This is a genomic window from Lachnoclostridium sp. An131 (assembly GCF_002160825.1).
Lineage (GTDB): Bacteria > Bacillota > Clostridia > Lachnospirales > Lachnospiraceae > Laedolimicola.
In genome coordinates this window covers 98,966-113,326 of the sequence record NZ_NFLI01000006.1, presented here as the reverse complement: position 1 = coordinate 113,326, position 14,361 = coordinate 98,966, and the positions used below count along the sequence as shown (strand labels likewise).

The 14,361-nt window shown below is 52.9% G+C and carries 12 protein-coding genes; 5 read left to right on the top strand and 7 right to left on the bottom strand.

Annotated features, from left to right (window positions below; translation table 11 throughout):
* Window positions 1-92: 92 nt before the first annotated feature.
* The 3 genes from B5E77_RS06385 to B5E77_RS06375 are packed head-to-tail and all read right to left on the bottom strand — an operon-like array spanning window position 93 to window position 3,112.
* Complete coding sequence (locus B5E77_RS06385) at window positions 93-854, bottom strand: SDR family oxidoreductase (RefSeq protein WP_242963641.1); 762 nt, start codon at window positions 852-854, stop codon at window positions 93-95.
* A gap of 41 nt (window positions 855-895) precedes the next feature.
* Window positions 896-1,891, bottom strand: coding sequence for an aminomethyltransferase family protein (locus B5E77_RS06380; protein ID WP_087164541.1), 996 nt, complete (start codon window positions 1,889-1,891; stop codon window positions 896-898).
* Window positions 1,892-1,909: 18 nt separating this feature from the next.
* Window positions 1,910-3,112 carry a hypothetical protein gene (locus B5E77_RS06375; protein ID WP_087164540.1) on the bottom strand — a complete coding sequence of 401 codons (1,203 nt, stop codon included), beginning with the start codon at window positions 3,110-3,112 and terminating at the stop codon, window positions 1,910-1,912.
* A gap of 198 nt (window positions 3,113-3,310) precedes the next feature.
* Between B5E77_RS06375 and B5E77_RS06370 the strand changes: the two genes are divergently transcribed.
* Window positions 3,311-4,870 carry a PucR family transcriptional regulator gene (locus B5E77_RS06370; RefSeq protein ID WP_087164539.1) on the top strand — a complete coding sequence of 520 codons (1,560 nt, stop codon included), beginning with the start codon at window positions 3,311-3,313 and terminating at the stop codon, window positions 4,868-4,870.
* Window positions 4,871-4,964: 94 nt separating this feature from the next.
* On the opposite strand, the gene B5E77_RS06365 is transcribed toward B5E77_RS06370, so the two are convergent.
* The 4 genes from B5E77_RS06365 to B5E77_RS06350 form a co-directional block, all read right to left on the bottom strand.
* Complete coding sequence (locus B5E77_RS06365; protein WP_087164538.1) at window positions 4,965-5,180, bottom strand: hypothetical protein; 216 nt, start codon at window positions 5,178-5,180, stop codon at window positions 4,965-4,967.
* Between the two features lie 211 nt (window positions 5,181-5,391).
* A complete protein-coding gene (locus tag B5E77_RS06360; RefSeq protein ID WP_087164537.1) occupies window positions 5,392-6,003 on the bottom strand; it encodes a metallophosphoesterase family protein in 612 nt (203 codons plus the stop codon).
* The gene (locus B5E77_RS06355; protein WP_087164536.1) at window positions 6,000-7,976 is read right to left on the bottom strand and encodes a BMP family ABC transporter substrate-binding protein; all 1,977 of its coding nucleotides are present in this window, start codon (window positions 7,974-7,976) and stop codon (window positions 6,000-6,002) included. Before B5E77_RS06355 ends, B5E77_RS06360 begins: the two co-directional genes overlap by 4 nt.
* Window positions 7,977-7,989: 13 nt before the next feature.
* The gene (locus B5E77_RS06350; protein ID WP_087164535.1) at window positions 7,990-8,850 is read right to left on the bottom strand and encodes an AraC family transcriptional regulator; all 861 of its coding nucleotides are present in this window, start codon (window positions 8,848-8,850) and stop codon (window positions 7,990-7,992) included.
* A gap of 217 nt (window positions 8,851-9,067) precedes the next feature.
* Between B5E77_RS06350 and B5E77_RS06345 the strand changes: the two genes are divergently transcribed.
* From B5E77_RS06345 to B5E77_RS06330, 4 genes are read left to right on the top strand one after another with little or no spacing between them, the layout of a single operon-like run.
* A complete protein-coding gene (locus tag B5E77_RS06345) occupies window positions 9,068-10,360 on the top strand; it encodes an ABC transporter substrate-binding protein (protein ID WP_330394631.1) in 1,293 nt (430 codons plus the stop codon).
* Between the two features lie 11 nt (window positions 10,361-10,371).
* Window positions 10,372-11,268 (top strand): carbohydrate ABC transporter permease, encoded by an 897-nt coding sequence (locus B5E77_RS06340; RefSeq protein ID WP_087164534.1) that lies wholly within the window; start codon window positions 10,372-10,374, stop codon window positions 11,266-11,268.
* Between the two features lie 13 nt (window positions 11,269-11,281).
* Window positions 11,282-12,121, top strand: a complete 840-nt coding sequence (locus B5E77_RS06335) for a carbohydrate ABC transporter permease (RefSeq protein WP_087164533.1) — start codon at window positions 11,282-11,284, stop codon at window positions 12,119-12,121.
* Window positions 12,122-12,153: 32 nt separating this feature from the next.
* Window positions 12,154-14,349 carry an alpha-galactosidase gene (locus B5E77_RS06330; protein ID WP_087164532.1) on the top strand — a complete coding sequence of 732 codons (2,196 nt, stop codon included), beginning with the start codon at window positions 12,154-12,156 and terminating at the stop codon, window positions 14,347-14,349.
* The last annotated feature ends 12 nt before the right edge of the window (window positions 14,350-14,361 follow it).

The window sequence follows — 14,361 nt, the reverse complement described above, 5'->3', positions numbered from 1 at the left end:
AAGGAATCCCATTTCCTTTTGATGGACAGGCTTTGGCCAGAGACTTATTTTATTTCAAAAGGGAAGGGGATTCCTTATATTTTGGAGAATTATCAAAATGCAGTCCAGCCTCCGTCGCAGGTGAGGATGGTACCGTTTACGAAACGGGACTCGTCACTGGCCAGAAAGAGAGCGGCCTCTGCTATGTCTTCCGGCATACCCAGTTCCGGTGCGTGGGTCAGAAGAGCACTGCTTCTTCCAAAGCCGAATTCATCCGGCGTGGGCATGACGAGAGGAATCTCAGTTACTACTCCGCCCGGGGCAATGGCGTTGCAGCGGATGCCCTTTTCCAGATACATATATGCCGTATTTTTGGTAGCGGCGGTCAGCGCGGCCTTGGAAGCGCAGTAGGCGACTCCGGCAGTCTGATGGGCGGCGCCTACAGAGGTTACGTTGATGATATTGCCGGATTCATCGTTCTGGCTTAAGAATACCTGCACAGCTTTTCGCATGGCATAAAGGGGGCCCAGCGTATTGATGCGGAACAGCCTGTCCAGCATTTCATCAGACACGTCTCCCACGGCTGTATTGTCGTCCATGATGCCTGCCACGTTCAGAAGTACATCCAGACGTCCGAATTCCTGAACAGCCAGGTCTATCATCCTGGAACTGGTATTCTCATCTCCGATATCGCCGGTGCAGATCACGATTTTACCCGGCTCATCCTTCAGGGATTCCGCCAGCTCCTCCAGACGCTCTCTGCGGCGGGCGACGGCTGTTACCAGGGCGCCTTCCTTCACGAAGCGTTCCACGATGGCGTGTCCCATGCCTGCGGAGGCTCCTGTTACTACGATTGATTTTCCACTCAGTCTCATTATGTTACCCTCCTGTTATCTGTCTGTGGCCAGCCGTCAGCTTACAGCCAGCATTTGTCCGTGATTACAGCCGGCGAGTGGTTGCTTCCCACGGTTACCTTTTCGCCGATGACTGCCTTGCCGGCTTTGATGACTGCGAAACCGATGTTTTTGTCTACGGTGTATCCGTAAATGGCGGCGCGCACAAAGCCGCAGGGAACTCCATAGGAATATACGATTTCCTTCTGGGCGATGTCCTCATAGGATTCTGCCAGGTATTCCAGACCCACCAGCTTATACTGAGGCCCCTCTTCCTGTGCCTTTTGGAGAGCTTCCTTTCCTATGAAATCCTTCTCCATATGTACGGACCAGTCCAGACCGCACTCAAAGGGAGTCAGGCCATACATGTCCTGGCGAAGGGCGAAACCCTTCTCTACGGGAAGGCTGCGCACGTATACCTCCAGAATGGTAAGCTCCGGCGCGTCAAAGGCTGCGCAGCCGGACCGGATGACTTCCTCTGCTGCGGCAGTCTGTTCCATGTCACAGTAGATTTCGTATCCCAGCTCTCCGGTGAAGCCGGAACGGTGGACTTTGACCGGAATGCCGGACAGGGTATTGTCTTTTATCTGAAAGCGTTTCAGTTCATCTGCGGGCTCTTCCAGCATGCTGTTCAGAATTTTGAGGGAATCGGGACCTTGTACTGCGTACATGTCGATCTTCTTTGTGATATCTTCACAGGATACCTCCATGGCTCCTTTTTGCTTTTCGGCCCACTGGAGAAACTGGGGCGCGTACAGCGTAGATACCCAGTACTCGTTTTCACCCATATGCATGACGATGGTATCGTCGATGATTTTTCCTTCTTCATTCAGAAGAGTGGTATATTTTGTTCTGCCTACGGCGGCGTTCCCGATGGTATTTACGCATAAGCGTTCCAGAAATGAGGCGGCGTCCGCGCCCTTTACCTCCACCAGATCATGGGTCCAGCGATACCAGCCCGCATGTTCTCTTACCGCCTGATGCTGCGCTCTCGCAGCCGCGTCTTCTTTAAATAACATGATGTATTTCCCCCTTCCTTATACCATGCGCTTGTCAATTCTGCGTCCGACCTTAATCGTCATAGTTTCGTCGTCCTTTCCTTCAAACCAGCAGGACCATTCCGGGCTTACCATGGTCTTCACCATGTTGTGCCAGAGCGTCTCGTAGCCCAGAGTCAGCTCATCCACCGGAGCCATGGGGAATCTGCCGTTGAAGGTTTCCGTATCGACTTTGATCCAGACCTCGTCTTCTGTGAAGCGCTCCAGTTCGCAGGGAACCAGCTGCGTGTCGATGACAGCCTTGATGTAGCCGCCCATGAGCCGGGGATCGTTTTTACCGATCTCATGCGGCACACCCAGCCAGGTGCGCAGGCCTTCTACAGCGAAGGGCTCTATAAAAGCATTTTTTCCGGCCGTTGCAAATACGATTTTGAAAATGCGCTCAAATTCTTCCTCTGATTCTGCCATATCGCGAATGGCAATGAGCGGGAAAGCAACGCACCATACCCAGCCTTTTTCCATACACCAGCGATAGGCCCATTCAAAGGATTTCTCCTCTCCGAAAGCGTTGGAGTAGCAGCCGTTCCGCAGGATCTGTCCTTCCTTTACGCTCCGCTCCTTCGGCGTGTCATGTACAGGCATCTTTGGCTGGTTCATGTGGTCCAGCCAGCCCTGCTTTTCCAGTCCGAATACGTCCCGGCGCTCCGCGACCACGCGGCAGTGGCGGTCGCCGCAGCCTCTGGCCTCGCACATGTTCAGAGATACTTCATTTTCTCCATTGGGGCTGTTCAGATCAAAGTTCGCGGTAAACATGGCTGTGGTCATGTTGCAGAGTTCCGCGCCTACGATGTCCCAGGGGCAGGTATCCAGCTCTTTTTCTACCCGGTCATGGGTAAACTGAATGACGCGTCCCGCCATATTCTCATATTCGTCTCCTGAATCTCCGAAGATGGCGCCCAGCCAGGAATCCTTTTTGCAGAATTCGGGAATGTTCCATTCGTTAAAGAATTCCTGCATATACAGATCGCTGGATGCGGACATGTTCATCATATAGGAGATGTCACAGATGGCGGCCGTGCGCTTCTCAAAATCAGGCTCCAGGATTCTCATGACCTGGAACAGGTTCGCGCAGAAGCCTGCGATCTGGCGTACCGCGTAATCATAGGCTTCCTTTTCCGGAATCAGTTTTCCCCATACGGTCTGTACGCATTTTGTCTGTTCAAGCTTGTCCAATAATGGCATATCAGTTCCCCCTTTACCTTATATGAAATATTTGTCTGTACTCTTATTTTAAATATCCTGAATATTGCAAGAAAGACGGCAGACTGGCAGTATTTTTTCGACAGAAATCAGCATTTTTGGGGGGTCTGAGGTATTCCTTTTACATGGTTTTGCGTTATAATAGAGACGGGTTTTACAAACAGGAGAGAGGTGTTTGCCATGAAACTGAACGCGGACATTCTTTACGATAATCTGAAAGAAGATTACGCGGTGGAGCTGAAGGGGAAAAGAAGTGAAAAGCTTCTGCTGGGCCGGCCGGAATATTTTCTGGAGCCTGGGGAAGGGTTTCGGGAGAATCATGTATATGTCCTGAAAGGAGAACAGCTTCCGAAGCGGGTTCCTGTATCCGAAAATGTGCTGCTTCTCTGTATTGGGAACAGCATGTACCTCCCCTATTATCTGGAGCGCTGCGGCGTGCTCCTTTTTCGGGATGCCGTCAGCATGAGCGGAATCTTTAACCGTCTGACAGAGATCTACAACAAATATGACGCCTGGGATGAGAAGCTTCATGAGCTTCTTTATACCAGTAATGACATCGGTGAAATGATAAACTGCAGCCAGGACATTTTCGGGAATCCTCTCTTTGTGCTGGATTCGGATTTTCATTATATCGCCCAATCGGATTATTCCGGTATCCCGGAGGCAGACTGGGAAAAGCTCGTTTCCAGAGAGCCTGAGGGGGACAATCTGGATCTTCCTGTCCTGAGTAAATTTCTGGAGTTTCAGAATCTTTCCATGGAAGAGAGAAAACCGATTCTGTTCAACATGCTGGACAGCAGTACCTTAAGTGTAAATCTTTTTGAAGAAGAGGATTATATCGGCTGTCTGACGGTGGATTACCGCTGCCGGAAGCACCGCTCAAGCGACAGAGCGCTTGCGGTCTATCTGGCGCGCATGCTGGAGCGGGCGCTTGTAAAATATGCAGGGTCCCCGCGGATGAGCCGGCATACGCTCCGGCAGATCTTTTACGATTTGACTGCGGATGTTCATCTTTCTTCGGAGGAGCGCTGGCTTCTGGAGACGGCAAACCACGGACACAGCTATATTTGTGCCAGAATCCAGGTTGGAAGCAGACTGAGCGGGATGCCGAACGGGTATCTGTGCAGTACCGTAGAGAAGGCTTTTCCCAAGAGCATGGCCTTTGAATTTGATGGAGGGATTACCGCCTTTTTTGACATGGACAGCATACATTGTGATGAGGCTTCTTTCTATGGGCTCCTGAAAAAGCATTTCATATCGCTGGCAGGCACGAATGGCTTCGATGTGGGAGCAAGCGATTCTTTTCGTGATATTTATGACGCCAGGCTTTATTATCTGCAGGCCTGTTCTGCGCTGGAGCATGGAAAGGTGCTTGCGCCGGAGGAGCATTTTTATCTGTTTCAGACTTATGCCCTGACAGAGCTGATTGAAAATGCGCTGGGAAAGCTGCCGCTGCGGGCCTGCTTCCCGTCAGGGCTCAAAAGGCTTGTGGAGCATGACGCCGGTTCTGCGGTCAGTTATCTGGAAACGCTTAAGATTTACCTGGAACAGAATATGAGCATCACCAGAACCGCTTCCAGGCTGTTTCTGAACCGCAGTACGCTGCTGGAACGCATGAACCGGATCAAAAATCTTCTGGATTCGGATCTGCAGGATGCGGAGGAGCGGCTTCTGCTGCAGATCCTGCTGAAGGCCATGGAGGTTCAGAAAAAGCTGGAACTTTCTTCTGAACAGATATAGGAATAAAAAATAAGGACGCCCAGGCATGAAAAACATGTCTCCGGAACGTCCTTATTTTCTTTACTCCAGTATCGCAGAATCCCGGCTGAGCAGCCTATTCGCCGAGAGCTTTCAAAGCTGCGTCGATCTCCTCCAGCTTTTCCGGAGAGATTCCTGCTTGGGGGAAGGAAGCGAGCTTGCGGAAGGTAAGCGCGCCTACCAGCTTCATCTGAGGATTTGTCTTAAATCCCGGAGCGAATTTCTCCAGAAGCTCCGCTGCCGCGTCATTTTTCATGAGCTCTTTTACTTTGGAATCTACGCTGAGTGCCATATAAACCCCTCCTGTTCAGTAATGGTGTTATTTTTTTCTGCTTTTATTTTAGCTTTCTGTATTTTACCTGAAAAGACAGCAAAAAGTCTGTTTTTTTCCTCGAAAAACCCTTTAAAAAGATGGGCGGAGATCAGAAAATTGTATGTATTGCAGTAGATTATTCTGATTTTTTAGAACGGAATCGGACCTTGATTTCTGATATCCCGGAGGTTTACTCCGCCTTTCTCTCAGACAAAAACTCAAATTCATACCGCTCATAGGCGTTGATAATCGTCGTGTCCTCATACTGCCGGACACGCTTTGCCGCCGGGTCGTAATTCAGATGCACATGTCCATGAAGGAAATAGGCGGGGCGGTACCGCTCCATAAGTGTGCGGAAGGCCTGGAATCCCGTGTGGGTCAGGCTCTTTCCGTCGCCCAGGCCCCGGGCCGGGGCGTGGGTGACCAGCACGTCGAAGCCCCGGCGCCGCAGGAGCTGGAACCAGAGACGCAGGATTCTCAGGCGCATCTGCTTTTCCGTGTACTGATGAGGGCCGGGCTTGTAGCGCATGGAACCGCCCAGGCCCAGAAAACGGACGCCCCGGTAGACATAGACCCGATCCTCGATGCAGATACAGCCCTCCGGCGGCGTGTTCTCATAGCAGGCGTCATGGTTCCCGTGGACGTAAAGGACGGGACCGTGGAAAAAGGTAGCCAGAAAGGAGAGGTAATGGGGATCGAGATCGCCGCAGGAGATGATCACATCGATGCCCTTCAGCCGTTCCGGTTTGAAGAAGTCCCAGAGAGCGGGAGATTCTGTGTCTGAGAGAGCAAGGATTCTCATGGGGAACCTTCCTTTCCCAGAAAGATTTCCTGAGCCGCCATCATCTGGGCCGCTTCTTCTGTCAGATCCTCAGGCCGGGGCATGCGGCCCTCTACGTTGGCGGCCAGCCAGTCCATGCGGACGATCTGGGGCGGCGAGAGGGGAATGCCGCCGGGGGTGCGCAAAACATTCTGCTGATCCCGGATATCTCCGGAGAAGATATGGAAACTCTCATTTATAATCTGATTTTTTACCATTTCCATCAACTGAACAGAGCGGGCAGGCACAGACTTAGATACGATCACATCGATGAGTCCCGAAGAGAGGCCCCACCAGTAGTTGATGGAATCTCCGGATATCTCCGAGGCGGTCCGGCCCCAGTTGCCGTTTAAGATGGTCTGGAGAATGCGCTGATAGAACTTTCCCCAGTGCCAGATGGAGGAAGCCAGATTGACACCGCCGCATTCACCCTTTGGACGGTAGAGGCCATAGGGACGGGGAGAGTGGGAAGGCGCCAGCATATCGGCTCCGGCGATCAGATCCACGCCGGCTTCCACAAGGCGTTTCTGGGGATTCCCCTCTTTTTCGGAGGACCAGGCGAGCAGCACCTTTGCGTCCGGACAGACCATCTGCACGCCCAGAGAAAAGGCGTTGATGGAGGCAGTGGAGCCTGGGAACGGGAAGTCGGCGATGTAGCCGATGCGTCCGCTGTCTGAGAGGATGCCCGCCAGAAGGCCCACCAGGAACTTGGCCTCATAGAGACGGCCGTAGTAGGTGCGCAGATGCCCGCTGTAGGTATTGAGGGAGCAGTTCAGGATACGGATTTCCGGATGGCGGATGCAGGCCCGGATACTGGCTTCCAGAAAGCGGGCCGAGGTGGTGAAGATAACCTGGCAGCCCTCCCCGATGGCCTGCTCTATGGCGGCCAGGCTGTCTTCCGTGTTTTTCAGGCCGTCATAGACTTTGACAGACACCTGTTCTTTCAGGCTTTCCTCCAGATAGAGACGGCCCAAGTCGTGGGCGTAGGTCCAGCCGGAAGTGTAGATGGTTCCGTAGTGGATAAAGCCTGCGGTCAGCCGTGGCCTGGCGGAGGGGAGAATCTTTCCCAGGAGAGCGCTGCCGCTCTCGGCGGGCTGGACGATCAGTTTTTTTACGAGAGAGGCGCCGCTGTCTTCCTCGCCGGGCCGGGTGATGAGGCGCACAGAGCCGGCAGAGGCCAGAGCCTCCAGATCCGGCCAGAGCAGAGAGACTTCTCTCCGGAGCCTGTCCATGGATTTGTCCAGCATGCCGCCAAAGCCATAGATGTTCAGATACAGAAGGAACCCATCGCCCGGTGTGACCGGGAGCTTTTCTCCACCCTTTTCCTCATAGATTTCTGAAAAACGGGAAAAAGCCGAGGTAAAGGCCTTTCTCTCGTCCTCGTTCCAGGCCTCGCCCGGTTCCTTCCCCAGCAGCCGGCAGAGCCGGTCGAAGCTTCCTTCTCTGGAGAAATAGATGGAATTGATCCGGGAAGCCTTGTAGAAATCCATATATTCATAATAGATTTTCAGCTCCGGGCTGTCACCCGGGGCGGGGATGATCCGGGTGACGTAGCCGGGCAGACTGACGGCCCCGGAGAATTTCAGAACGCTGACCCGCTTGTTTCCCTCGATGATATAGTAGCAGTTCAGAAACTCGCAGGCGATGACGGGCTCCCGGATGCCTTCTTCCAGATGGGAACGGTAAAGAGCCGACCATTTTTCCGCAAATTCGGAATTTTCGGGCAGAAGAGGCATAAAGTTTCCTGCGAAGGCTCTGGTGCGGCCCACGGTCTTTGTTCCCACGATTTGTGAGATGGGGATCTCTATCAGTCCCAGGTCGGTTTCACCCATGATGTCCCACATGGAAAGGATTTCGTCCAGCACCTGGAGATAAGGATTGCGTCTGGCCACCATATCCTGGCGGTAAGCTTTCTGCGCCATCCGGCGGGCTTTGGAATATTCTGGAACAGCCATAAAATTCTCCTTTCTATGCCCGGGGCAGCGGGCGGTTCTGCTCCCGCCAGTGATTGGGGGAGATGCCGAAAATGGTTTTGTAGGCCCGGGAAAAATGAAGCTGGTTCGGGTAACCGCACATTCTTCCTACTTCCCCGACGCTCATGTCGGAAAATTTCAGAAGCTCCGAGGCCCGGTTCATCCGGTAATACATGAGAAAATGTTGAAGTGTCTGGTTCGTGCCTTCCCGGAACACCTTTCCCAGATAATTGCGGTTCAGGTTGCAGAAGGCGGCGATATCCTCCACGGTGATGGGACGACTGTAGTTCTGCTCGATGAAGGAGATCGCTTCCTTAATATAAAAGTCCTTCATCCGGCCCGCCGGGGCGGATTTGGCTGTGGAGGAACAGCGGATCAGGCAGTCGAACAGCAGGTACAGATGGCCGATCTGGTAGATGGGGGATTTTCCCGGATTGTCCACGATATCCATAAGCTCATTCCGGATAAGAGCTGCATACTCCCTCTTTTTGGGCGTATAGACAGGCTTGTCATAGCTTAATCCCATCATTTCCAGAAATTCCAGGGCCTTCATGCCGTCGAATTCCACCCAGGCGTACTCCCAGGGCAGATGTTCATCAGCATAATAGGTATTCACCTGCCCCGGGCAGATAAGGAAGCCTTGGCAGGCTTCCAGCCGGTGCAGGTGGGTAACACCGGAAGAATCGTTGGAGCTTAAATACCCTTTCCCGGAAAAAATATAGTGAAAAAGATAGTGGTTTCTTTTGGCCGGACCATAGGAATGCAGGGGCACGCACTGCTCCCAGCCATATTGAAAAATGGTCAGGTCAATGTTTTTGTCATTCTGAAAAATGCCGAATTTGAAATTCTTTTCCATGTTCCCCTCCTTATATCCCGGCGGGAGTCCGGGGCCGGGACCGCGCTCCTGTGTTTTATATACCAAAATAATAGCATATTATAAAAAACTTGTACAGATCTTACATTTTGATATATAAAAGCGATACTTATTCATATCAGCAAATTTCGTGAATTGATATAATTTATCCATGGACTGAAGTTTAGTTTCTGTATAAAATGACAAAGGAGGGAAAGGTGTGAAGAAACTAAAAAAGGCAGTTTTGCTGACGTTCCTGTGCGCGGCGGTTCTTGCCGTTTCCGGCTGCAGCGGGGCTTCTGCCGACGGCAAGACTCATCTGACGTTCCAGATCTGGGATATCGCCCAGAGGGACGGCATGCAGGCTATGTGCGATGCCTATACGGCACAGCATCCGGATGTGGTCATTGAAGTGCAGGTAACCAGCTGGAGCGAGTACTGGACCAAATTGGAGGCTGCGGCTATCTCCAACCAAATGCCGGACATCTTCTGGATGCACACCAACGAGATCCTCAAATACGCGGATTACGGGAAGATCGCGGATCTGACTGATCTGTACGATGAGACGGACCCGGGTTACTTTGAGGAGCACTTCTCGGAGGTGTCCTTAAGCAATGTCCAGGGAAGTGACGGACGCTATTACGGCGTACCCAAGGATAAGGATACCGTAGGACTGGTGTACAATAAGGAGATGTTTGATGCGGCGGGCGTGTCCTACCCGGATGAGACCTGGACCTGGGACGATCTCTGCGAAGCGTCTCAGAAGATTTATGACGCTACAGGCAAGTATGGTTACATGGCCTACGCGGACGACCAGCTTGGCTACTGGAATTTTGTATATCAGAATGGCGGATACATACTGGCGGAGGATGGTGTGACGGGCGGCTTTGACAATCAGGCCACGAGAGACGCCATGGAGTTCTACATCAATCTTCAGAAAGAAGAATGGTGTCCGGATCAGAATTATTTTGCGGAAACCTCTCCCGGAACAGCGTTTTTCTCCGAGCAGGGAGCCATGTTCCTGGAAGGAAACTGGAACATCCTTTCTGAGATGCAGAATTATCCTGACATGGAAGGAAAATGGGACGTGGCGGTGCTTCCGGCCTGTCCGGACCCGGCGGAGGGCGGCGGACGTGCGACCATCTCCAACGGCCTGTGCTACGCCACCTCTCCGAAGAACAAAAACCTGGACATCGTAAAGGATGTGCTGCGTTTTTTCGGTTCCGAAGAGGGACAGCGGATTCAGGGAGAATCCGGAGCGGCGATTCCGGCCTACGAGGGTCTGGAGCAGACCTGGATCGATGTGTTTGACCAGTTTGATTACCGCCTGAATGTGGAGTGCTTCGTGGATATGTTCGACTACAGCGTACAGTCGGTAAACAACAAGTACCGTTCTGTATGGAAGACGGATGTGTCCGATCTGCTGCTGAAAATCTATTCCGGGGAGATATCCTTTGAAGAAGGCATGGACGGCATGCAGGAAGCCCTGAGGGCGGCAGCCGAAGATGACTGAGGAGGGAGACTATGGCAAATCTAAGTGCAAAAGCAAGCAGGCGTTCCAAATCGGAGAGCCGCTGGGCCTACCTGATGGTGGCGCCCACGATCATCGGCCTGCTGGTGCTGAATATTTATCCGTTTCTGGATACCATCAAGCTGAGCTTTTCCAAGACCATGCCCTTTGGTCTGTATGAGCTTCAGGGATTGGACAACTACATAGAAATGTTCACCAGCGCTGAATTCTGGAGAGCAAACTTAAATACCCTGTATTTTTGTATACTGACGGTGCCCCTGGGACTGTTCCTGTCCCTTATCGTGGCCGTCATGCTGAATGCCAAGATCAAAGGAAGGACAGCTTTCCGTGCCGTATTCTTCCTGCCGATGGTGGTGGCTCCCGCAGCCGTGGCCATGGTGTGGAAGTGGATGTTCAACACAGAGTACGGTATCATCAACACGATTCTGCACAGCAAGGTCAACTGGATCACAGATCCCAATATCGTTATGGTGACCTGCGCTATCGTGGCGATCTGGTCTGCCATCGGCTACGACGCGGTGCTGCTTCTGTCGGGACTTCAGAATATCTCCAAGTCCTACTACGAGGCGGCCAGCCTGGACGGCGCCACGAAGCTGCAGCAGTTTTTCCATATCACGCTGCCTATGGTATCGCCGACCCTGTTCGTGGTTATGATTATGAGACTGATGTCCTCCATCAAGGTGTATGATCTGATCTACATGCTGGTGGAGGAAGGAAACCCTGCCCTGACCAAAGCACAGTCGCTGATGTATCTGTTCTACCGGGAGTCCTTCGTGACAGGCAACCGGGGACTGGGCTCTGCGGTGGTCATCTGGACCGTGGCCCTTATCGGCGTTGTGACGGCGGTTCAGTTCTGGGGACAGAAAAAATGGGTAAATTACGAGGTATAGAAAGGAGGAGCGTATGAATAATTCATCATTGGAAAGATCCAGAAAGCTTCGTACTGCCGGGATCTATGCCTTTTTCATCATCGGCTGCATTATCATGATCTTCCCCTTCGTGTGGATGTTCCTTACCAGCTTCAAGACGGTGGAGGAAAGCATGATGATTCCGCCGGACATTCTGCCGGAAAGCTGGCAGTTAGACAATTTTAAAGACGCCATGGCTTCCCTGCCTTTCCTGGCCCTCTACAAGAATACTGCACTGATGGTATTCTGGCGGGTAGTCTGCGCGGTGCTGTTTTCATCCATGGCGGGCTACGCGTTCGCAAAGCTGAAATTCAAGGGAAAGAACCTGCTCTTTTCACTGGTTCTGGTCCAGATGATGCTTCCGTCCCAGATTTTCATTACGCCCCAGTATCAGATGCTGGCCAGGCTGGGACTGACGAACACCGTCTTTGCGCTGGTGTTCCCTGGCATCGTCAGCGCTTTCGGAACCTTTTTCTTAAGGCAGGCGTATCTGGGAATCCCGGATGAGATCGCCGAGGCGGCTTATCTGGACGGCTGCAACCAGTGGCAGACTTTCGTGAAGGTCATGGCGCCGCTGACGAAGGCTTCCATGGCGGCGCTGGCTGTGTTCACAGCGGTGTTTGCCTACGGAGATCTGATGTGGCCCCTGATTGTAAACACAGATTTGAATATGATGACTCTTTCCTCCGGACTGGCGACCTTAAGAGGACAGTTCAGCACCAATTTCCCGGTGATGATGGCCGGCTCCCTGCTGGCGATGATTCCCATGGTGGTTCTGTACCTGTTCTTCCAGAAGCAGTTCATCGAGGGCGTAGCCATGACGGGAGGAAAGTAATACCGAAAAAAAGACAGACAGGATGATGCGAGATGGCAGCAAGATATAATGCAGAAACAAAAACCTTTATACTGGAGACGGCACACAGCTCCTATATGATGAAGGTCAGCAGATACGGAAATCTGCTGCACATGTATTATGGAAGCAGGATTCCCGATGAGGATCTGGATTACCTTCTCACCTTTTCCGACCGGGGCTTTTCCCCGAATCCCTATGAGGCAGGAAACGACAGGACCTTTTCTCTGGACTTCCTGCCCCAGGAGTTCTCCGGCAGCCGCAGCGGCGACTACCGGAGTCCCAGCCTGGAGCTTGTCTGGGGAGAGGGAGGCTCTGCGTTTGGCGGAAAGGTGGCTGGATACGAGATCAGAAAGGGCGCCTGCAGGATAGACGGGATGCCGGGGCTTTGGGCCGAACCCCAGGAACAGGCGGAGACCTTGACCATCTGCCTGGCAGATCCGGTGAGCAAAGTGGAGGCGGAGCTGTCCTATACCGTATTTGCGGAAAAGGATGTGATCGCCCGCTCGGTGAAGCTGGTGAACCGGGGAAAGGATGTGGTCAGGCTGGAAAAGCTTATGTCCGCCACCATTGACTTTCGGGATTCCGATTATGATTTGATTTATTTTTCCGGGAGGCATACCATGGAACGGGAGTTCCGGCGGATCGCCGCTGCGGACGGCGTTCATGCCATCGGCAGCAGCCGGGGAGCATCCTCCCATCAGTACAATCCCTTTGCTATCGTCTGTGAAAAGGACTGCGGGGAGGACCGGGGGCAGTGCTGGGGAATCTCTCTGGTGTACAGCGGAGGCTTTCTGATCGAGGCGGAGCGGGACCAGTATAAGCAGCTTCGGCTGAACGCGGGGCTCAATCCTTCCGGCTTTTCCTTTTTGGTGGAGCCTGGCGGGGACTTTCAGGCGCCCCAGGCGGTGCTGGCCTGGTCAGACCAGGGCTTTACAGGTTTAAGCCATATTTATCACCGGATTTTCCGGGAAAACCTCTGCCGCTCACCCTTTCGCAAAAAGATGCGTCCGGTGCTCCTGAACAGCTGGGAGGCGGCGTATTTCGATTTTGATGATGAAAAGATTCTGGCTATCGCCAGAGAGGCGGCGGATCTGGGCGTGGAGCTTTTCGTGCTGGATGACGGCTGGTTTGGAAAACGGGATGACGACGTTTCAGGCCTGGGCGACTGGACGGTGAATCAGGAGAAGCTTAAGATAGGAATTTCGGAGCTGTCCCGGCAGATTCATGAGATGGGGATGCAGTTTGGCATCTGGGTGGAGCCGGAGATGGTTTCTGAGGACAGCGATCTCTACCGGAAGCATCCGGACTGGTGCCTGCGGGAGCCGGGACGGCCTCCGGTAAGAGGAAGATACCAGCTGGCGCTGGATCTTTCCCGGCGGGACGTGTGCGAGTATCTGATAGAAGCCATGAACAGCCTGCTGGAGTCGGCTCATATCGAATATGTAAAATGGGATATGAACCGCAGCCTTGCGGAAGCCTGGTCCGCCCTTCTTGGGACCGGACGCCAGGGGGAGGTGCTCCACCGGTACGTGCTGGGACTCTACTACGTGATGGATCAGGTAATCCTGAAGCATCCGGACGTACTTTTCTGCGGCTGCTGCGGAGGCGGAGGCCGGTTTGACCCGGCGATGCTTTACTATCAGCCCCAGATCTGGTGCAGCGACAACACAGACGCGGTGAACCGGCTGAAAATCCAGTACGGAACTTCTTTCGCCTATCCGGTGAGCTCCATGGAGGCCCATGTTTCCGTCTGCCCCAATCATATCACGGGCAGGACCGTTCCTTTCGGAACCCGCGGTATCGTGGCGATGGATGGAATCTTCGGCTATGAGCTGGACCCGCTGAAGATGACGGAGGAGGAGAAGGATGCCTGCAGAAAGCAGATACAGTTTTACAAGAAGTATTACAAGGTGATCGTGGACGGAGATTACTACCGGCTGGCGAGTCCTTATGAAAATCCGTATTTTACAGCTTGGCAGCAGGTGTCCCAGGATAAGAAAAAATCCCTGGTCAGCATCGTAATCACAGATCGGGAGGGAAATGACGCCCAGAGATTTGTGCGGCTGAAAGGTCTTCTGGAGGACGGATATTACCGGATTGAGGGACTGAAAGGAAAATACTCCGGAAAGCTTCTGATGAGCGCCGGAATCCCGGTGCCCGGCAGTCTTGGAGAATACGAAGGCATACAGCTGGTGCTGAAAATGGCGTGAAAGGTGAGAAAA